Here is a 19,893-nt window from a genome sequence, read left to right on the forward strand (position 1 = left end):
CACCGCGCTGTATCGTTACGAATCCATACGCCTGGAAATGGCAGATGAGAACAATACGCTCACTTGCCGTTTAAGTAGCAATCCGGATAAACAAGGTAGTTTTCAATTTCCAGCCGCATGCATTAACTGGCAACAACAAGGCGGATTGCTATTTTGGGGAGACTCTCATGCAGAATCCTTCTCACGTGGCGTATTACCTTTTTTACCAGAAGGCATGCCTGTTAGTCGCATCTTCTCATCAGGATGCAGGCCATCTTTTGCACTCAAAGTGGGCGATTCGTCCTTATTCAGACGCGCATGCGATAAAGCGAATGAAATCGCTAAACAATTTGTTCAGACACAACAGCCATCCACAGTGATCATAGGAATGAAAGATCAGCATGAGATGATGGACTGGCGCGACATTATTGCTTATCTCAATCAAAATGGTACAAAGCAGATAATCGTCATTGGCCCTACGCCACAGTTTTACCCTACTGTGCCGCTCAACTACGTCAAACAAGGAGAAGGTGATTTTCTGTCTTCCTACAAACTGGACAAAGCCATAGCAGATACCGACTCAGCCATGACTTCAATACTGAGGGAATATGACGTTCAGTATATCTCGTTGTTCTCCCACTTGTGTCAGCGTGAAGACGACAAATATCGTTGCAAGGTAGTCCTTGGCGATGAGCTGTACAGCTTCGACTATGGCCACCTGACGCCTAAATCTGCAGGAGTGCTTGCGCAGTCACTGCTATTTGAACCGGGAATAATGTAACGAACAGGAGAGTATCGGGATATCCTGATACTTTCACGGACGCTTTTTCACAACGTAGTGATCTACAGCCCAGTACACTTGTTTTGCATCGGCAGGTTGCCCCCATTTTAGCCCTTGAATGAGCACCTTAATGGCAAAACGCCATTGCCTGTGCGCAAGGCATTGTCCAAATGCGGTTGGCCACAACAAGCGTACTCTTGACGAAAGCGCGTCCTTTACCGGCTTGTCCTGACGCTTACTCAGCTTAACGGCTTCACTTGCTACAAGCACCGCAAAAGACACCTGACGGTAACCAAAACGCTTACCTATACCATCATCACGTCTGTCGATACGAATAGTGATGGCATTAACAAAAACGTACGGCCCTTGTAACGCCACTCGCAGGCAAAAATCAAAATCATTCGATGCCATTACATGCTGACGCCCCTGCATAGCCTCAACCGCCGCCGACTTTCTTACCATCAGGTTCATCGAAATGGTAAAGCAGCCTTTCTGCAGCAATGCCACCAGAGGATCGGCAAGCACGCCATCAGAATCCGTTTCAGGTAAAGCCTGTTCGGTATGCCAACTGCCATCCATCTCACCCACTTTTGCATAGGCCATTACACATTGAGGACGACATTCAAGCGCATCGTACAACAGCTGTAAATATTGTGGTTCTGCCACATCATCAGAATCAAGAAATGCAATGTAATTGCCCTGAGCCACGCCAACACCGTGTATTCGCGCGGCACTTGCCCCCTGGTTTTTCTGTTCTACCAGGCGCAACTGCTGATGCTTTATATTCCTTACCACACTGGCAGTGCGATCCGTTGAGCCATCGTCCACAACGATCACTTCAAATGGCACAGTACATTGTTGTTCAAGTAAGCTGTGAATCGCCCTCTCAATAACATCTTCACGATTATAAGCGGGAATAACAACACTAATCACAGCCTGGGATGTGGCGCTCACGGATGTTCCTTGGGTTTTGCTACAATTGACTTGCGCCCTACCATACGTGAAGGCATTTTCTTAAACAAGCACTGGTGTGAAGAGATTTTTTTGCACATTGCGTAGTTTTAGCAAAGGCAAACACTTGTTAATAATGGAATGATTCATGTAATGTTGCCCATGTTGATGAAGAAACCGAACTGCCACCAGACCGGCGAAATAAAGGCAATAGAAAGCGATGAAGTACAGAAAGGACATAGACGGTTTACGAGCACTCGCAGTACTGCCGGTACTGATTTTCCACGCCCAACTTGGATTTTTTGAAGGGGGATTTCTGGGAGTGGATGTTTTTTTTGTGATCAGTGGGTTTCTGATCACGTCCATTCTGGTTGAAGAAATCTCTCAAAAAACATTTACCTTTGCCAACTTCTACGAAAGACGTGTGCGCCGCCTGTTACCCGCTCTGATTTTTATGACCGCTGTAACGTCGGTGCTCGCGTACCAATTTATGATAACGGTGGACTTACAGGGATACGGCAATAGTTTGTTTGCGATGTCATTGTTCTCCAGCAACATTTTCTTCTGGATGGACAGCGGGTACTTTGACCGTGTTGCTGACTTAAAACCCATGTTGCATACCTGGAGCCTGGCCGTTGAAGAACAGTATTACTTTTTCTTCCCTCTGGTACTGCTGGTAGTACTGCGCTGGTTCCCTAAACTACTCACGCTAACGGTGCTGATTATTCTGGTCTTTAGCCTCTCGCTCGCAACCTGGGGGGCCACAAATGCACCTGATGCCAATTTTTATCTGTTACCCACACGCGCCTGGGAGCTAATGTTCGGGAGTCTGGCCAGCATCCTGATTTTCAATAATGTGCAATTACTTGAAAAATTGCGGGCTGGTAACGTATTAAAAAATACCGCATTGGTGGTTTTGATTATCTGTCTGTTTACATTTGATGAGTCGCTTCCCCACCCTTCGCTGCTTACGCTCATTCCTGTACTCGCCACGCTGGTACTTATCGTCATTCCGGCACAGCAAAGTTTTGCGCATCAAATTCTTACGTTACGTCCAATGGTCTTTATTGGGTTAATTAGTTACAGTTTGTATTTATGGCACCAGCCGCTGCTGGTTTTTCAGCGCTATATCTCTGCAAAACCGAACCCCGTAATCAGCGTGACACTGCTGGTAATCGCATGCTTGCTAGCCTACCTTTCATGGCGATACGTTGAGAAGCCATTCAGACACAGGAACGTTACCAGCCGCAATCAGGTATACACCTTTTGTGGCGTAAGTTTTGCGGCCATTATCGGTTTTGGTTTATATGCCGGACAAGAGGGTATTCCGTCGCGTTACAACGCAGAGCAGCAGGTGTTGATGTCGTATCTTCAATACTCCGCACCTGTGGGCCAGCCAGACAATCAGGCGCACTGTTTTCTTGGCGAAGACGAGGATTACCAGTCTCTGTCAGCCTCCTGCTATCAGGATAAGTCCGTTTTGCTTTGGGGCGACTCTCACGCCAATGCCCTTGCAACTGGCCTGCGTGTTTTACAGGGCAATGCGTTAGGTGAAATAACTAGCAGTGCATGTTTGCCTTTAACAGACACACACTTCCCCCACAGAAAACATTGCCAGTCCACTAACGCTTTTGTCTTGGAACAACTTCGTCAAGGGCAATACAATACCGTGATTCTGCACGGCAATTGGTATAGCCATGAAGACAAGATCTCGTCGTTGAAAAATACCTTATCCGCATTGGCTTCGCTCAACATAGAGGTCATTGTAATTGGCGGAGTGCCTCATTACTTACCTGATTTACCAAGCTTTTTATTAACCAAACGCTTACCACTGAATGCACAGTCTGCGCAATCCAGAGTAGAACCTACGTTATTCCACGAAATAGCCGCGATTGATCAGCATTTAGCAGCCGTGTCCGGACAGTTTGATAATGTGACGTTTATGTCTGCGTTAGCCGCATTTTGTGAGTCGCCACAACAGTGTACGGTGGTTCTCCCCTCATACACTTCGCCACAGCAATGGGTACCTACGGCATGGGATTATGGTCATCTAACTCTGGAAGGCGCGATGTATTTATCAAAATCGTTGCCCGCCAATGCCCTTGATATCGAAAGGTAATAAATAATACAAAACAGTAACTTATAGCATTTTTAATCCTGTTTATGGCGGCGTGATTTTGACTGGCATAAACATTCGTTAACACGTATGATTCAGGCATTAACGTCGTAACAAACTGATACTAACGTGAAAAAAACAATTGCCTTTGTGCACAGTGTCGCCGAAATTGGCGGCGCAGAAAGGATGTCGGAAGCACTGATTGACGGGCTGGCGCAGCATCAGGAATTTGCCCCATTGCTTATTGTGCCTGAAGAAGGGCCATTTTCGCGCCATATCGCGCAGAAAGGCAACGCCATCATGATTACGGCATTACCCCAACCCGAATTCAGCTCTCCCTTTGTCACAATCAGGCAAGCATTTGCACTGGCCAAGCAATTCAAACAAGCGAATATTGCGCTTTTGCAATGTGCTGATTTGGTATGTACCCGGGCAGTGCTACCTGCAGCTAAAATTGCCGGTATTCCGGTGATATGCCACATGCATTTCCCGGTAGAAGCCGGCTACGTAAACTGGGTATTTAAACGCATGCCTAAACCCGCAGGGTATGTGTATTGTAGCGAAGAATTAATGCATGCAACCAGGGAGCCGCTTGCAGTGGCTTGCCCACAGGCCTGCCATGATGTCATTCACAATGGGGTAGACATCGATCGTTTCTCGCCCAACGCCGTTGTAAATACGCCTCCACGAATTGGGATTGTTGCCAACTTGCAGGAACGTAAGGGTCATATCGATTTTCTGGAAATGGCAAAGACGCTGTGTGATCAACACTACAACCTCCATTTCGATATTATAGGCGGCGATATTTTGCAGGCGCCCCGTCAGGCACTGCTTGAAGACTATGCTGTAAAATTAGGTATTCGCGAGCAGGTAACGTTTCACGGGCAGGTAGATAACGTCCTCGCCTTGCTCGGTCAGTTGGATATTCTGGTATGTGCATCTCATCAGGAAGCCTTTCCGGTATCCATTTTAGAAGCTATGGCTATGCAAAAAGCCATTGTTTCGACTAATGTTAACGGTATCCCAGAAGCGATTATCGATAATCACTGTGGAATACTGGTGCCTCCACACGATCCCAAGGCTTTGAGTGAAGGTGTAAAACGTTTACTGGATAATGCCTCTCTAAAACAACAGATTGCGGAGGCGGCCAGACAACGTGTTGTGCGTGAATTTAGCTTACAGGCTTACTTAGATAAATTTATCAGCGTTTATCGTAGAACACTTACAGGACAATAGTGAGAACACAAAAAGTCGTTATGGTTCCCGATTTCCGGGAAGGGAACCCCTATCAAAGTTTGTTAGCCAATCACTTGTTACAACAGGACGTTGAAGTTACGTTCGATAAACTGCCACTTGGGTATTTCCCGTTTTCTGAATTGTGCAAGCAACATCCACAGGCTGATATCATTCATTTGCACTGGATGTCGCCATTGTTATTTGTATTAAGCTGGACATCCTCGCCTTTTAAAGCAAAATTGCGGGGGCTGTTACTGGCACTGGACTGTTTATGGGTAAGGCTCCGCGGAAAAAAGGTAATCTGGACCATCCACAACAAATTTTCCCATGAAAATTTTGACCGCGGCGTTGAGTTATTTGTGCGCCGGCTTCTGGCACGCTGTGTTTCAGCAATCATTGTTCACAGTCAGTCCGCTGCCAACCGTTTGGCACACGCTTACAGCATTCCAAGGATACGCAAAAAAGCCAACGTTATTTTTCACGGAAATTATGAAGGGATATATCCTCGTCCGGTTCAATCGCGGGCGTCTTTACTTGCTACCCTTAACATTCCCCCGGAACATACTGTTATTCTGAGTTTTGGCATGCTACGTCCTTATAAGGGCATCGACAAGCTGGCCGAGCTTTTTGCTTCTGGTAAGCTGCCTGAACATATTCATTTGCTGATCATGGGCAAAGCAGATAAAGAAGACTATGCAGCATCGCTGCAAGCTATCTGTGATCGTGCCAATAATGTACATCTTCGTCTGGGTTTTCTGTCCGATGAAGATCTGGCGGAATGGCTGGGAGCGGTTGATATGGTGGCCGTGCCATTCTCCGATACGCTTACATCTGGCTCGGTATTGCTAGCGATGACAGAAGGCAAAGCACTATTGCTGCCGGAATTGTCCAAAGTATTTGATTGCGTACCAGATGAGGGCGCGGTGTATTACCAGTCAGAAGAAGACATTGCCATAAAATTACAAGGTTTATCATCCTGCGATGTCAATGCTATGGGCAAAGCCAACAAGGTGGCAGCCAGTCGAATGAACTGGCCTGACGTTGCCCGAATGACAGCCAATCTGTATCGGCGGTAACGCAAAATGAAATGTATTATTGCCAGTCCGGTAGGCTGTTATCCTTCTCCTGCAGGCAATGCAGAACGAGTAAGGCAAGTTCACGCGTGCCTTGAACGTCTTGGTTATGAAGTACATTTTGTATTGTGTCCGATACAAGCTATGTCGCCTCAATTCAACGAGGAAGCCATGACACAAGTTTTCGGCTCTCGCTTTCATCAATTAGATAATCAACCAAGACCTTTACAGGAAAAATTGATTCAATTTAAACGCAGGTACTATCACCGCATTCATAAAACTGGTTGGTTATATGATTTTATGTTTGCTGATGGCTACGTGTCTAAGCAGAGTTGTGATGCGTTTAGTCATCTTGTTAATCGCATCGAGCCCGATCTTATTGTATTAATTTATGGATTTATGTCGCCATTGGTAAAACATATTTCGGCTAACTGTAAAGTGGTGATCGATGCTCAGGACAAATTCAGCTATCGAAATCGTGGAATACGTGCAGCAGGCAGTGAAGGATACTGGCTGAGTCTACTGCCCTATCAGGAACGCTATTTATTGTCACAATCAGACGTAGTACTGGGTATTCAGGAACAGGAAAGCGGGTATTTCAAGAGGTTGCTGAAAGGGAAAAATACCGAGGTTGTGACGCTGGATTTGATTGTTGCACCGGATCAGCCGGAAACCAGGCCCAATATTAGCCCAGTGATAGGCTTTCTGGCATCAGGTAATCAACACAACGTAAACGGTATCAATCGCTTTCTTGACAAAGTATGGCCCATCATTACAGAAGCCTGTCCAGATGCGACGCTACTCATTGCAGGCTCAGTAACAAAGCACCTAACCACACACACACCTAATGTAGAATTACTGGGATGGGTAGAAAATCTGGCCGACTTTTACAGTCGCTGCCGACTGATAGTCAATCCCTGTGAAACAGGCAGCGGTTTAAAAATCAAAACCATTGAAGCCGTAAGCTTCGGTATCCCAGTGGTCTCCACTCCGTGTGGTGTAGCAGGTGTAGAGTTCTTGTTACCAACAGCACATATAATACCGTTAACAAACAAACAATTCTCCGCTCAGTGCATTCATTTACTTTCAGACATCGAGTCAGCTCAAAACACTGCAGAACTCAGCTTAAAAAGAATGCAGAAGCGAGCTGAATTCAATCTTGCATTACTCAAAAATCTCATTAGCAACTAACTATTGACACTGTTTGGGTCAGACGCATCGCCATTTACAGCCAGGATAGCCTCTTTGGTCTTTTCTAAATACACTTTTCCATATCGCTGGCACGGTTCCAGGTGATTACCTTCGGCCCATTCATTCATTGCATTGATGAACACAAAATTTTCTTGTGCGGAGTATGGCTTAAACTTCGTGAGAATTTGTGACAACCAATTAAAATAGGCTGTTGGCGAACTTCCAAGAGCCACAGCACCATGCTCGCCTTTTCTTGCAGTATTGTCCCAAGAAGGCGTGACACACCGAAACAATTTATAAGTCGGCACAGTTCGATTAAGACAGTCCTCGACTCCCTTTGTATAATCGCGAAAACTAACGTGTAAAGGACGAAGAATCCTCAATGATTCTAAAATTTTTCTAAAACTGGATTTTGGAATTCGATTTTTAATGACCATATGAGGAGAAAACTCAACGGCTGCATCAAAGTTCAATTCTTTCGGATCTACCTGATTATTAAAACTTTCAACGGAACACAAATACAAACCTTTAAAACCATATTCTTCTACTGCTATTTTTCTCCAAATTGACGAAGTCTTTGCTATGTCGGGGAACAGCTCATGTCTGTAAATCATAAATACCGGGCAATCGTCAATTTTAATATATCTGTCATCACCAAACACGTTTTCGCACAGCCACCGAATATGTGCTTCGTCGTCAGATGAACTGTACGACTGATGCATCAGGACATCGTCTTCATTGCCATCCCAGCGTCTCGTCCAATTTTCGTTTGCCCAGCAAAGCATAAATGGCATATCAGGGGACTTTAAGTTTAACATTTCGTCTATCGGCTGCTTCAACAGCCGGTTGCCATTAAACCAGTAGTGGTAGTAACAAAAACCATAAATACCATGCTCTTTCGCAATCTTTGCCTGCTCTTCTCTCGCTTCTGGCAGACGAAGGTCGTAGTAGCCTAAATCCGCAGGTAAATGAGGCTGATAATGCCCTTCGTACAGTGGCTTTGCTTTAGTCACATTCGTCCATTCTGTGAACCCTTTGCCCCACCATTTGTCATTTTCAGGTATTGGATGATACTGAGGTAAAACAAACGCAATTGGCCTGATTTTCATTTTCCCTTGTCCTTACGTGAAACTTCACTTAATTCAAAGCACTTAGCTTTTCCGTAATAATTTTTGACACTTTAATTGAACTCTTAAAGTAAATTTACGAATATTTAAAATCAAAAACTCAAACAGTAACCTCGTGCTATAGTTCAGACTCTGCGCTTTGAATTCCCAAATGAACTTAAGCGTAAGTTTAGTTGAACTCGCATTTTGAAATCTGCTTATAATATTCTTGAAAAACTGTCTCTTCACAAAACTACAATAGCCATGCCTAGACATTTCATGTCGCACCTGAAGTTCTTCACCATATCTTTTATAAAGCTTTTCATACGAGTTATGTGTTCTGGTAGTCTGCGTGTGGGTGCGAAAACCATTTAGTTTTAAATGAGTGTAAGAAACCTTCCCGGTTAAAGCAATCATCGTCCAGAAGAGCCAATCACCACAGCACCTCATAGAGGCTAGTAACGCTTGATATTGCAATATATCGGCAACGGAAGACTTACGAAATACAACACCGCTCGCGTTTGGAATGACATTCTTGATAGCCATATAGTTATTCACAAAATGGGTACCATTGACACAAAACTCACGAAAGAAAACATGCCCAAACTCAGTAATATAGTCATCCCGATTGTTAACTACATTCCCGTATTCATCGATATCATTGGAATCTGCAAACGCCAGGTTACACTCTGGATCAGCAAAAAATGCTACTAATTTTTCCAGCATATTTAGCTCGCACGAGTCATCAGATTCAGCTATCCAAATCAATTCCCCTTTCGCTCTCTCTATTCCCTTTATCCATTGAGAAAAAGGGCTTCCTGAATTCGCAGAATTGATTAGTACACCCGACACTTTGGGGTGGCTTTCGATTTCTTTTAAAAACTCAATACTTCCATCGGTTGAACAATCATCAAGTACAATTACCTCAAAATTCTGGAAGGACTGATTAAATATTGTGTCAAAACGTTCTTGCAAAAAAGGACGGTGATTGTAAACAGGAACAATAACAGTAACGTTTAATAAGTTATTCATATATCAAATACTGTGTGATGAATTTGCATTTAACAAGCCGCTATTGAATGTACCTTCCATCGACAATAGCTTGAAAGAATGCGGATTCATTTAATGACGACTTCAATTCAGCCATTGCTTTTTTACTATTTACAGATAGACGCGAACGCTTATTTTCATCTTTTAACAAGCTTTCAATAGCTGCCGCCATACCATCAATGTCATTTTCCTCGACAAGAATACCTGTTTCTTCATTTTCTATAATGTCGTCGATGCCCTGATGCTTTGTACTTACTACTGGAATACCGGCGATCATTGCTTCCGATACAGAAACAGGTGTCCCTTCACGGTCTCCATCAGATGCGATTATGGAATGCTGCACAAAGATTGTTGTTGAAAGCATTAATTGAACAACTTCTTCGTGAGGTTTAGGGCCCATGAACGTCACATTTTTGATTTTCAGGCTTTCACATAAACTGATACAGACAGGTAACAATGGTCCGTCCCCGACCATGATAAGAGAGGCATCCGGATGGTTAACCAGTACTTTATTAAAAGCGAGTATGGTTAACCACGGCGCTTTTTTTTCTACAAAACGCCCAACTGCCAGTAATGACTTACCTTCATTTTTATAGTGTCCATTGCCAAAATTATCATCCGGGAGACAGGGCAGATATTTAATTTTATCACCCGGACAACCCAGCTCCCTTAATTGCTGGGACATGGCTGTACTGACTGAGATGACCATCTTTGCAAATGTAAACAAGTTGAGATACTTCTCAGAAAATTCTGACAGCGTATCGTACTTAAACGCATCATAACCATGGAAATGCACAATCAGGTCGATGCCCAACTGTTCACAGGCGTTTAATGCACCCACGCCAATTGGTCCGAATTCAGCAAAACAGCAACGCACATTATTCGACTTTAACAAATGCGCCAAAGTGTAATCGTAATAATCACTGGCGATACCCATTACCTTTTTAGCACGATAAGCCAGTTTGTGAGCCATAGAAGGCACGTAACCATCCATTTTGAATGGGGTACTGCCACCATAAATCACAATACAGTTACTGCCCAGCATATCGATATGCCGACGAACAAAGGTTTCACTTACCTGATTATTGGATGCTACCAATACGGCAACTGTCATGACTTACTCCGTTATATTGCCAGTCCCTGACTTTGCCAGAAAGACCTCAGTTACTGTAAGAAAGGAAATACCAGTACAAATTTCAGTCAGTTATAAAAGCACATTCACGCTAAAATCAAAAATCTTTTCTTGAGTTTTGTTAATTATTTACACTTTACGGCGCGCCTTACCGACTCGCTATATCGCTGAACACCGAAGTTGCCCGCTTGGCCGCATTTTCCCAGTCAAACTGACTTACCGCATGCTTGCGCCCCGCTAGGCCATATGCTTTAGCCAGCGTCGGTGACTGTAAAAATTTAACCACGGTATTACTCAGGTTATTCAAATCCGTGGCATCCACAATCTCACCGGTTTGCCCCGGAATAAGGGTTTCTTTGGTACCACCTGAGTTTCCGGCTATTACGGGCTTCGCACATGCCTGAGCCTCTACAAGTACCATACCAAACCCTTCAATATCCTGCCCTTCTGTACGGTTTGGCAGTATAAATACTTCGCAGTGCTGATAACATTTTATCATGGTTGTATCGTCACATTGCGTCAGAATGTCCACGTGCTCTTGCAGCCCTAACCGCTCCACGGTAGCCCGTAACAGGGATTCGCATTCTCCATGGCCAATGATCACGTAATGCGCTTGTGGACACACTTTCAGAATATCAGGCATGGCCTCAATCATTTTATCCTGACCTTTACGCGCCTGCAGACGCCCCACAGTAAGAATAAGTTGTTTGTCCTGCCAGCCCATGGCAGATAAAAACTCGGTATCAGTCTGTGCTGCCGGCACAAACTTATTGGTGTCTGCGCCAGGATGCATTACAACTACCCTGGACATAACACTACTGTCTACGCGTTCAACAATAGCGGCGCTGTTGTGGCTGTTGCAGATAATTTTACTGGCGCTACGCATCACCATTTTAGTCAGGCTATTCAACTCACGGGAGAGAGCGCTGGCTTCAAGGTCTTCCCCGTGAACATAACAAACGTAGGGAATACCCATGGTTTTATTGAGAAAAAATGCCATCAGACCTTCAGGCAGGACACGCCCACAATGAATCATGTCGATGTGATGTGTTTTTATTAACCGACGTAACTGGCGGTAGCTCCGGTAATAAAATTTAAGCCCATCCAGACTGGCCAGCCCCCATTGCGGACTGTAAAGCGGCATACGTTCTATAGGTAACGAAGACTGCGCATCAAAGTCTGATGCATTGGGCTGCAGATCGGCAACTACCAGGTAATTATTGTTTAAGCGGGAATAGAGTTCCCAAAACCATCGGCCACTTCCACCCGACGCCGGGGGAAAATTCTGACTGAGCACCAGGGTTTTCAATGTGAACTCCAGCTATAACTTCTGTTAATACAAAATTATAGATGCAGAATACCCTTGGCCCCATCAGGTGTAAACAGTAATTGCCGAAGAAAACTGTTGTCATACCAATGGCACATAACTACAGAATTGATGTTCGGCAGCGAACATGCGAGTCAATCTAATTTGATATCTTAATATTAAGAAAAACCAACAGATATTGTGCCTTTTTATTCATAATAAAGCGTAATACACTAGCACGACTGAATGAAAGCGTTTCGAACAAGGACCTCTTTTGCACTGCCTTTACTTAGCTCAGCGCGTCCCATTCCCGCCCAATAAAGGCGAGAAGTTACGCTCATTCCATCAGATTAATTTTTTGCGTCAACAAGGTATTGCCATTACCGTGGCTGCGCCAATGGAAAACGATACAGATGAATCGTATTTTCAACAGCTCGAATCACAGTACGGCTGTGCGACATTGTATTCGCCTTTGGGGAATAAGTTGTTGCGCTACGCCAATGGCATGTTCCGCAACGCTTCATTAAGCGAAGCACACTTCTACTGCCCGGCTTTGCAACATCAGGTTGACCAGCTTCTGGCAACGGGCCAGATAGACGCGGTGATTTGCACAGCGTCAAGCATGGCCGGATACGTATTTCGGTCTTCGGTATTACCAACACTCGCAGAGAAACCCACGCTTATCATGGATTTTATGGATATGGATTCCAATAAATGGGATCAATATACCAACGCAGCACGCTTCCCCATGAATTGGGTATACAAAAGGGAAGCGCATTGTATCCGGCGTCTGGAAAAACACATTGGCGACAACTTTGACGCCTGCTTCTTTGTGGCAGAACCAGAAACGGTAATGTTTAAAACAGAAAATCCGTCGATTAAGGCTAACGTGGTTACCATTGGAAATGGCATTGATCCTGCGGAGTTTCATCCTGCAGCCAGCATACCAGCGGTAGATGTGCCCAAATTATTATTTGCAGGCGTGATGGATTATGCGCCGAATGTAGACGCAATGATGTGGTTTAATGAACATGTCTGGCCGTCGGTGTTGGCCAAATGGCCAACGGCAACGCTCACTATTGCAGGCATGAACCCTACTGCTGACATTCAGCAACTCGGCAACACAAAAAGTATCACGGTGACCGGGTTTGTTGATGACATCCTGCCCTACTTTCACCAAAGTAACGTGTTTGTTGCGCCGTTCCGTATTGCCAGAGGAATTCAAAACAAAATACTACAAGCTTTTGCCTGTGGGCTGCCGGTGGTTGCCACGTCAATGGGTGCAGAAGGCATAGTGTATTCAGAGGGCGAAAATATTTTACTGGGCGATAACCCTGCCAGTATGTTTAATGCCATTGAATTACTCATGGACAACCAGGACACCTATCTGCGCCTGAGACAAGCAGCCATAAACACCATTGCAGAACATTATTCCTGGCAAGGAAAGCTCCAGACGCTTTTAAAGTTGCTGCCGGAAACGAAGGAACTATAACTTTGAAATCACTCATAAAATCCACGCTTCGCATGCTATTTATGCTGTTGGCGTTGCCATGCTGGCTGGGATTTACTTTACAATCTGCGCTGATGGGAAAAGATCAGGCCACCACCAGTTGGTCACAACTACTGAGTTTATTGCCGGGCCTGTTAGGGGTTTATTACAGAGGCGCGTTTTACCGGTTGATTTTTCGAGAAACCAGCCAGGACACGGTGATCGGTTTCGGAACACTGTTTTCCCAACACCGCACCCACATCAGTAGCGGTGTGTATATCGGGCCGCAATGCAATATTGGTATGTGTCGAATTCAGCCCAATTGCCTGTTAGGCAGTGGTGTTCACATTATGAGTGGAAAAGGACAGCACAATTTTTCAGATCCGGACACGCCGCTTAAAGATCAAGGCGGTCAATTTACTCAGGTTGTTGTAGGTGAGGACACCTGGATAGGCAACGGCGCGTTGGTGATGGCAAACATCGGTAAAAAATGTGTCGTTGCAGCGGGAAGCGTGGTGATATCTGAGGTGCCCGACTATGCCATAGTAGGAGGTAACCCCGCGAAGGTATTGGGAAGTCGAAAAGCGTCAGACTCATGAATGCATGCTGGCGCTATTTAATTCCTGGTTTGCTAGGTACTTTGGTTCTGTGGACATGTCAAGCTCCGGCCTTGGCAGCCGAAAGACAACTCACTGTTGAAAGAGCTGAGCAACTCTACACCGCGATAAACGAAGCGAATCGACAAGGGGGGAATACTACCATTCAGCTTCGTTCTGGTCTGTACTCCATTACCAAACCCATACTGATCAATGCGTCACATATAACCTTGCAATCTGAATCGCTTAACCCTGCTGATGTAGTGTTACGAGGGCCAGGCATGAAACAGACCAGTGCCGTATTCAGCTTATTCAGAATCAACGCTTCGCATTTTAGTTTTATTGGTATTACGGCCGAGCAAGCGCCTAATCACATCATTCAGGTGGCCGGCGAAAACAACGCAGATTATGTGTACTTATCGCGCTGCATATTAAAAGACAGCTTCGAGCAACTGTTAAAAGTCAGCCATAAACCGGGTTATCCGGAAGCAGCCGATTTTGGTGTTGTTGAACACTGTACCTTTGCCTATTCAGCCGGTATAGGACCCCAATACTATATTGGGGGAATAGATCTGCACCTCGGCCAGCACTGGCAAATACACAATAACCAGTTTTACGGCATTGCCAGCCCAGCGCGAAGAGTTGCCGAACACGCTATTCATTTATGGTACAACAGTGCCCATATCACTGTTGAAAACAATGTGATTATTAATAGTGACCGGGGAATTGGATATGGCATGGCCGATAAAGGTAACCAGGGTGGCACCATTAAAAATAACTGGATTGTGCATGCAAATAACGCACATCCCTATGCGGATGCCGGTATTACGCTGGAAAGCTCACCAGGCACGCAAGTGATTGGTAACTGGATATTGCAGTACCACAACTATCCCAACAGCATTGAATACCGCTTTCCGGCTACGCAAAATGTGGTAATAACAAACAACTATACCAATAAGCGCATCCGGCGTCGAAACGGCGGCGGTGCAAGTGTTGTCAGTAATCACAGCACCGAGTCGCTCTCACCAGAGCAAACCTTAATGCTAATCGAGCGTTTTCCGCCAGATTTCAGACCGGCAGTTCGAGCTGCTTTGAACAAGGCCGGTGGCAATCCGTTCGGCAATCCGTTCGGCGATCCGGTCGGCAATCCAGGCAACTAACTAATCTCCCAGCCTGACGTCTTTACTGAATTGTTGATAATGATCTGTAATGAATTGACTCAGACGTTGTTGCTGCGCGGCAAGCTGGCGGCGCTCAACTTCAACAGAGACAGCGACTACACCACCGTGAGAGGCTTCACCAGCCAGCGTACTGGCGATTTGCGCAATTTTGGTATCCCGCTGACTGGCAAAAGTGGTTTTCTCCAGTACATACCAGTATGCCAGCAAACGCAATTGCCCCGTTGGTGAAGAGATGATTTCCATTGCATAGGGACTATCCGGAGTAGAAACCGGTATATCCTCAACTTTTGTCCAGTTATCCTGATCGTAGAAACGGTTTATTGAACTGATCAATTCGCCCTGGCCTGCGGCATAGAAAGCCTGGTATACCGTAATATCAGCGCCCGTAACTGGATTTATTACCAGATAACGCTCGGTGGCGGGACGGCGGTATTTAGCCTGCCATGGCAAGCGTTCAACCGCATTGCTCTCGACAACATACTGATTGCCGCGATCAAAATGGTACTCAGTGCCGCTGGATGACGGCAGCGCCTGGGCAATAAACTGGAACCACACTGCAGCAAACACGAATACAAGCGTTAATCCTGCCATACCTGAGCGAGCATAGTGGCGTAATGTGCCGGTAGACACTTTATCGGAAGCACTGTTAGTAACACACTCCGATGCTGATACATCAGCCTTATCATCCGATGCAGAGGAGCGCTCTCGAATGAATTCACCTAGTGCGAGCAGGCAAATGATCACAAATGCGAAGAAAAACCAACCGTAAATAAGGTGATCAGCACCTACTGCGTATTTCATATCAGACATGTGTGCAATCATAATAATGCCGTATACACGCACTATATTTGCCGCCACGGGAAACAGAATAGACAGCAGCACGAACGTAGCCCGACGCCATACCGCTTGCATGTTTAGATAGGCATAAAGGCTACCTATAACTAAAGATGCAATAAAAAAGCTAATGCCGGAACAAGCCTCTGCAACCAGGAATCTGCCTTTTGGAATTTCGATATATAAACCACTGCGGTAAACCGGTACGCCACTTAATTCGAGCAGTTGTACCGAAAAAGTAGCAGCAATCTGCTGCAAATACGGCACTAACTCTTCGCCCAGCGGAATACAAAACAAGATAAACACAAGTGGAAACAGAATAGTGCGGGCAGCTCGAGTGCCTAATACAAACCAGTACAACACCGGCAGTAACGCGAACATAGCCGCGTGCATAAACAATTGTACGTCACCGGCTAAGCCAACAGCGTATAACGCGACCAATGGCACTACCAGAATAAGCGCCCACAAATTCGGTTTAATAGGCCTGTTTAATAATGAGTCGCGCTTAAGGTACATAAGATAGAACGCACCAGGCAACACAAACATACAATGATTGAAAATATCGGAGTTATACCAGATGGTAACCGCAGAGCTTAACCCACGATAAAACACCAGCGCCCAGCCAACCAACACGGCGGCCATAAGCGCAGTAACAGCGGAAAAAGATAAATAAGGGGGACGGTGTCCACTGCCTGTGACTGACTGCTCCTGCATACTGCGTCCTTTACTTCAATTCGTAGGCATCGGCCATGGTGCCCCAACGATAGTCTAGAAGCAGGCGTTTCAGCTTGCCTTCCATTCTCCCAAGATTAATGTAATGCCGAACCTTGGATTTGATCGGTGCGTTGGCTATTTTGGGTTGGTCAGGATCAATTTCCCACGGATGGAAATAAAAGCTGTACGGTGCGGTTTCCGTTTCCATGAAAGCCTGTATACGCTTGCGGGAAAGCCAATATGGGTATAACCGGAAGTACCCACCGCCACCAATACCTACATTCTTATCGTTCTTTTTAATGGTAGGAATTGGGATCTCAGTGATGCCTTCAGGGCGCTGATATTTAAATCGAGGCCACTCTGGCACACCGTATAAATCGTGCGAAATCGGGTAGGTACTGGATGAATATTCAAAACCTAACTCTACCAATACTTCGTAAATCCACTGATTGTTGTCATTTACAGAAAAACTCGGTGCACGATAGCCCTTTACCGCAACACCACCCGCGTCTTCCAGAATATCCTTACTGGTTTTCACGTCGTTTATAAACTCTTCACGGGTCATGGTAGTTGCCCGGCGGTGGTTTAATCCATGACTGGCCAGCTCGTGCCCTTCAGCAACTATGCGTTTAATTAGATTGGGGCATCGTTGCGCAACCCAACCCAACGTAAAAAACGTAGATTTGGCATTGTGTTCAGCAAACACATCCAATAGGCGATGAGTATTTTCTTCCACACGTAATGGAATAGATGACCAGTCTGACGGTTTTAATACCGACTCAAATGCCGATACCTGAAAATAGTCTTCAACGTCTACCGTCATCGCATTCAGGCGTTTATCTAATAAAGGCGCACTCATCTTTATCTGCCTTTGCCAAATAACACAATTTCAACGGTGCGGATAAGAATCAGAATATCGAGCAACAAACTCTGGTGTTTTACGTAATACAGATCAAACTTGAGCTTTTCCATGGAGTCTTCAACGCTGGCGCCATACGGATAGTTGAGTTGTGCCCACCCCGCCAGTCCAGGCTTCACATTGTGACGCTGATTGTAATACGGCACTTCTTTCACTAACTGCTCAACAAACTCCGGGCGCTCAGGACGCGGACCAATGAAAGACATTTCACCGCGGAACACGTTAATTAGCTGCGGCAGTTCGTCGATACGGTATTTACGGATAAAGTGACCAATTCGTGTCACCCTGTCATCGTTTTTAGACGCCCATTTTGCACCATCTTTCTCTGCATCCGGACGCATACTTCTGAACTTAATGATTTTAAACAGTTTACCGTTTTGCCCTACCCGTTCCTGCTTATAAAACACTGATGTTCCAGTGCGGTGTCCGTCATCCAGGTAAATAATCAACGCAGTAATTAGCATGAATGGCCAGGCGAAAAACAACACAAAAAATGCTAAAACAGCATTCATACTGTAATCAAGTGCGTCGCGCAGGTAGTTTTGAGAATGGAAACCGTTAGAGTAAATAACCCAACTTGGGTACATCAGATTCACAGCAATCTGGCCGGTTTCCCGCTCCATAAAATCGAGCAGATCTGTAACCTCAACGCCACGCAAACGACAATCGAACAGCGTTTCAATTGGCAATGTGCCACGGCGTTGATCACACGCAATGACAATTTCTTCAATGTCATTCTCAATCACAAAGTTACGCAGATTTTCGTCTACCTTGACATGAATGATCTTTTCGTTCTTTATACCGTCTTCGCGGTTGTCACCGGGTACAGGTATAAAGCCGAGCAGTTCGAAACCCAAACGGTCAACGTCCCGACGCATGCGCTTTTCGATAATAGACGCCCGTTCGCCCGCACCCAGCACCACCAAACGAACGCGACCGAGTCCGAGCAATCCCAGGCGATTGGTAAAGTAGCGGAAAAACACTAACGCGATGATATTCAGGCAGATTGCGGTGGGCAGGTAATACGAATGCATGTCCAGACTGGAAAACACGGTACCGGTAAGCACTTCAACAATAAAATAACTGATACCAAGACTTACAAAAATACGTCTGATAATGCCCCGGAATGTCTCGCGTAATTTTGCTTCGTACAAACCCACTGACAGCGAGCACAACAACACTGCCAAGGTTACAAGAAAGATGTTAATAGTGAGATTTTCGATACTTGGTTCAGTAATCAGGTCCAACTGGACAAGAATGAAACTGGTGATGTAACCCACATATGAAACAAGCAACGCTTCAGTGATTACTAACGCGTTGGAGCGCTTATTTTGTCTGTTCTTTGCAACTGCCATATTGTCTTTTACTAAGTCTGTTGAGTGCCGCAATTCCTGCGTTTGGGATTTATCATATGACAATTTTTGCGATTGAGATAGACTAATCGCACACTATCGCTTTATATTAGTAATTAAAATTAAATTAACAGGCGCATTTCCTGCCTGAAATATAAAAAAATCAGACAGGTAATAGTCGTCACTGGACTTGATTTAGTACGCACAGGATAGAGAAGCATGGATAAGGTAAATACCAGGTTATTACTCGTTGCAGCCGCACTGGGAACTTTACTGACGGGATGTAGTGGTACAAGTAACTTGCCCCAGGCAACCACCCGCCCTTCATTAACAACGGACGTAAACGATTATAAATACCTGATCGGCCCAGGCGACAGTCTGACTATTTTCGTTTGGCGAAACCCTGAAATTTCCGGCAGCTTTATTGTTCGTCCGGATGGTAAAGTGACCACCGCTCTGGTTGAAGATTTAGATGTATCCGGCCGCACACCCACTATGCTGGCCCGGGAAATCGAAGAAAAGCTATCCACCTACATCAACAATCCTCGCGTTACCGTTAGTGTTAACGGGTTCTCTGGTCCACTCAGTGAACAAGTTCGCGTAATTGGTGAAGCCACTAATCCGCGCGCTATAAACTATACCGAACATATGACTTTACTCGATCTTATGATCGCGGTAGGTGGACTCACTGAGTTTGCAGATGGTAACGACGCCAAACTGATACGCGTTGTTGACGGCCGTCAAACGACTTACAAGATTGCGATTGAAGACCTGATCAGCGATGGTGACATTAGTAAGAATGTCGACATGCTGCCAGGTGACATTGTGATTATTCCTGAAGCCTGGTTCTAGAAACAAGATGTTTCTATTTAAGTCTTTCGAGCGGT

The 19,893-nt window shown here is 45.3% G+C and carries 17 protein-coding genes; 9 read left to right on the forward strand and 8 right to left on the reverse strand.

What is annotated here, in order from left to right:
* The coding region (locus ACLR2L_RS07955) for an SGNH hydrolase domain-containing protein (RefSeq protein ID WP_413367209.1) at nucleotides 1–760 on the forward strand (760 nt) is incomplete at its 5' end.
* Between the two features lie 33 nt (nucleotides 761–793).
* Here the strand turns inward: ACLR2L_RS07955 and ACLR2L_RS07960 are convergent.
* Nucleotides 794–1,714, reverse strand: a complete 921-nt coding sequence (locus tag ACLR2L_RS07960) for a glycosyltransferase family 2 protein (protein ID WP_413367211.1) — start codon at nucleotides 1,712–1,714, stop codon at nucleotides 794–796.
* 217 nt (nucleotides 1,715–1,931) lie between these two features.
* On the opposite strand from ACLR2L_RS07960, the gene ACLR2L_RS07965 reads away from it, so the two are divergent.
* From ACLR2L_RS07965 to ACLR2L_RS07980, 4 genes are all read left to right on the forward strand, one after another.
* The gene (locus tag ACLR2L_RS07965; protein WP_413367213.1) at nucleotides 1,932–3,830 is read left to right on the forward strand and encodes an acyltransferase family protein; all 1,899 of its coding nucleotides are present in this window, start codon (nucleotides 1,932–1,934) and stop codon (nucleotides 3,828–3,830) included.
* A 126-nt stretch (nucleotides 3,831–3,956) separates the two neighbouring features.
* On the forward strand, nucleotides 3,957–5,063 hold the full coding sequence (locus tag ACLR2L_RS07970; RefSeq protein ID WP_413367215.1) for a glycosyltransferase: 1,107 nt from the start codon (nucleotides 3,957–3,959) through the stop codon (nucleotides 5,061–5,063).
* Nucleotides 5,063–6,139, forward strand: a complete 1,077-nt coding sequence (locus ACLR2L_RS07975; protein WP_413367217.1) for a glycosyltransferase — start codon at nucleotides 5,063–5,065, stop codon at nucleotides 6,137–6,139. The genes ACLR2L_RS07970 and ACLR2L_RS07975 overlap by 1 nt, the downstream gene beginning before the upstream one ends.
* A gap of 6 nt (nucleotides 6,140–6,145) precedes the next feature.
* Nucleotides 6,146–7,327 carry a glycosyltransferase gene (locus tag ACLR2L_RS07980; protein ID WP_413367218.1) on the forward strand — a complete coding sequence of 394 codons (1,182 nt, stop codon included), beginning with the start codon at nucleotides 6,146–6,148 and terminating at the stop codon, nucleotides 7,325–7,327.
* On the opposite strand, the gene ACLR2L_RS07985 is transcribed toward ACLR2L_RS07980, so the two are convergent.
* From ACLR2L_RS07985 to ACLR2L_RS08000, 4 genes are all read right to left on the reverse strand, one after another.
* A complete protein-coding gene (locus ACLR2L_RS07985) occupies nucleotides 7,324–8,436 on the reverse strand; it encodes a glycoside hydrolase family 99-like domain-containing protein (RefSeq protein WP_413367219.1) in 1,113 nt (370 codons plus the stop codon). The two genes, ACLR2L_RS07980 and ACLR2L_RS07985, sit on opposite strands and share 4 nt — an antisense overlap.
* Before the next feature lie 42 nt (nucleotides 8,437–8,478).
* Nucleotides 8,479–9,465, reverse strand: a complete 987-nt coding sequence (locus ACLR2L_RS07990; protein ID WP_413367221.1) for a glycosyltransferase family 2 protein — start codon at nucleotides 9,463–9,465, stop codon at nucleotides 8,479–8,481.
* 40 nt (nucleotides 9,466–9,505) lie between these two features.
* Complete coding sequence (locus ACLR2L_RS07995; RefSeq protein WP_413367222.1) at nucleotides 9,506–10,597, reverse strand: glycosyltransferase; 1,092 nt, start codon at nucleotides 10,595–10,597, stop codon at nucleotides 9,506–9,508.
* Nucleotides 10,598–10,763: 166 nt separating this feature from the next.
* On the reverse strand, nucleotides 10,764–11,924 hold the full coding sequence (locus ACLR2L_RS08000; RefSeq protein WP_413367223.1) for a glycosyltransferase family 4 protein: 1,161 nt from the start codon (nucleotides 11,922–11,924) through the stop codon (nucleotides 10,764–10,766).
* 271 nt (nucleotides 11,925–12,195) lie between these two features.
* Between ACLR2L_RS08000 and ACLR2L_RS08005 the strand changes: the two genes are divergently transcribed.
* The 3 genes from ACLR2L_RS08005 to ACLR2L_RS08015 all read left to right on the forward strand — a co-directional run bounded on the left by ACLR2L_RS08005 (nucleotide 12,196) and on the right by ACLR2L_RS08015 (nucleotide 15,166).
* The gene (locus tag ACLR2L_RS08005) at nucleotides 12,196–13,413 is read left to right on the forward strand and encodes a TIGR03087 family PEP-CTERM/XrtA system glycosyltransferase (RefSeq protein ID WP_413367225.1); all 1,218 of its coding nucleotides are present in this window, start codon (nucleotides 12,196–12,198) and stop codon (nucleotides 13,411–13,413) included.
* A 2-nt stretch (nucleotides 13,414–13,415) separates the two neighbouring features.
* Entirely contained in the window at nucleotides 13,416–14,009 is a 594-nt protein-coding gene (locus ACLR2L_RS08010) for an acyltransferase (protein WP_413367227.1), read from the forward strand.
* 71 nt (nucleotides 14,010–14,080) lie between these two features.
* Nucleotides 14,081–15,166 (forward strand): right-handed parallel beta-helix repeat-containing protein, encoded by a 1,086-nt coding sequence (locus ACLR2L_RS08015; RefSeq protein WP_413367229.1) that lies wholly within the window; start codon nucleotides 14,081–14,083, stop codon nucleotides 15,164–15,166.
* On the opposite strand, the gene xrtA is transcribed toward ACLR2L_RS08015, so the two are convergent.
* The 3 genes from xrtA to ACLR2L_RS08030 are packed head-to-tail and all read right to left on the reverse strand — an operon-like array spanning nucleotide 15,167 to nucleotide 19,009.
* Nucleotides 15,167–16,735, reverse strand: coding sequence for an exosortase A (gene xrtA, locus ACLR2L_RS08020; protein ID WP_413367231.1), 1,569 nt, complete (start codon nucleotides 16,733–16,735; stop codon nucleotides 15,167–15,169). It abuts the gene before it with no gap.
* A gap of 10 nt (nucleotides 16,736–16,745) precedes the next feature.
* A complete protein-coding gene (locus ACLR2L_RS08025; protein WP_413367233.1) occupies nucleotides 16,746–17,594 on the reverse strand; it encodes an XrtA system polysaccharide deacetylase in 849 nt (282 codons plus the stop codon).
* Nucleotides 17,595–17,596: 2 nt separating this feature from the next.
* Complete coding sequence (locus tag ACLR2L_RS08030) at nucleotides 17,597–19,009, reverse strand: TIGR03013 family XrtA/PEP-CTERM system glycosyltransferase (protein ID WP_140956296.1); 1,413 nt, start codon at nucleotides 19,007–19,009, stop codon at nucleotides 17,597–17,599.
* 216 nt (nucleotides 19,010–19,225) lie between these two features.
* Here ACLR2L_RS08030 and ACLR2L_RS08035 point away from each other — a divergent pair, with 216 nt between their 5' ends.
* Nucleotides 19,226–19,858 (forward strand): XrtA/PEP-CTERM system exopolysaccharide export protein, encoded by a 633-nt coding sequence (locus ACLR2L_RS08035; RefSeq protein WP_140956297.1) that lies wholly within the window; start codon nucleotides 19,226–19,228, stop codon nucleotides 19,856–19,858.
* The last annotated feature ends 35 nt before the right edge of the window (nucleotides 19,859–19,893 follow it).

It is taken from the genome of Alteromonas sp. AMM-1, from assembly GCF_047290655.1.
Taxonomy (GTDB): domain Bacteria; phylum Pseudomonadota; class Gammaproteobacteria; order Enterobacterales; family Alteromonadaceae; genus Alteromonas; species Alteromonas mangrovi.

What these genes read in the sequence shown, in the direction of transcription:
- ACLR2L_RS08030 (WP_140956296.1), bottom strand. Translation starts at nt 19,009, where the DNA reads ATGGCAGTTGCAAAGAACAGACAAAATAAGCGCTCCAACGCGTTAGTA.
- ACLR2L_RS07965 (WP_413367213.1), top strand. Translation starts at nt 1,932, where the DNA reads ATGAAGTACAGAAAGGACATAGACGGTTTACGAGCACTCGCAGTACTG.
- ACLR2L_RS08025 (WP_413367233.1), bottom strand. Translation starts at nt 17,594, where the DNA reads ATGAGTGCGCCTTTATTAGATAAACGCCTGAATGCGATGACGGTAGAC.
- ACLR2L_RS07980 (WP_413367218.1), top strand. Translation starts at nt 6,146, where the DNA reads ATGAAATGTATTATTGCCAGTCCGGTAGGCTGTTATCCTTCTCCTGCA.
- ACLR2L_RS07990 (WP_413367221.1), bottom strand. Translation starts at nt 9,465, where the DNA reads ATGAATAACTTATTAAACGTTACTGTTATTGTTCCTGTTTACAATCAC.
- ACLR2L_RS08035 (WP_140956297.1), top strand. Translation starts at nt 19,226, where the DNA reads ATGGATAAGGTAAATACCAGGTTATTACTCGTTGCAGCCGCACTGGGA.
- ACLR2L_RS07985 (WP_413367219.1), bottom strand. Translation starts at nt 8,436, where the DNA reads ATGAAAATCAGGCCAATTGCGTTTGTTTTACCTCAGTATCATCCAATA.
- xrtA (WP_413367231.1), bottom strand. Translation starts at nt 16,735, where the DNA reads ATGCAGGAGCAGTCAGTCACAGGCAGTGGACACCGTCCCCCTTATTTA.
- ACLR2L_RS07995 (WP_413367222.1), bottom strand. Translation starts at nt 10,597, where the DNA reads ATGACAGTTGCCGTATTGGTAGCATCCAATAATCAGGTAAGTGAAACC.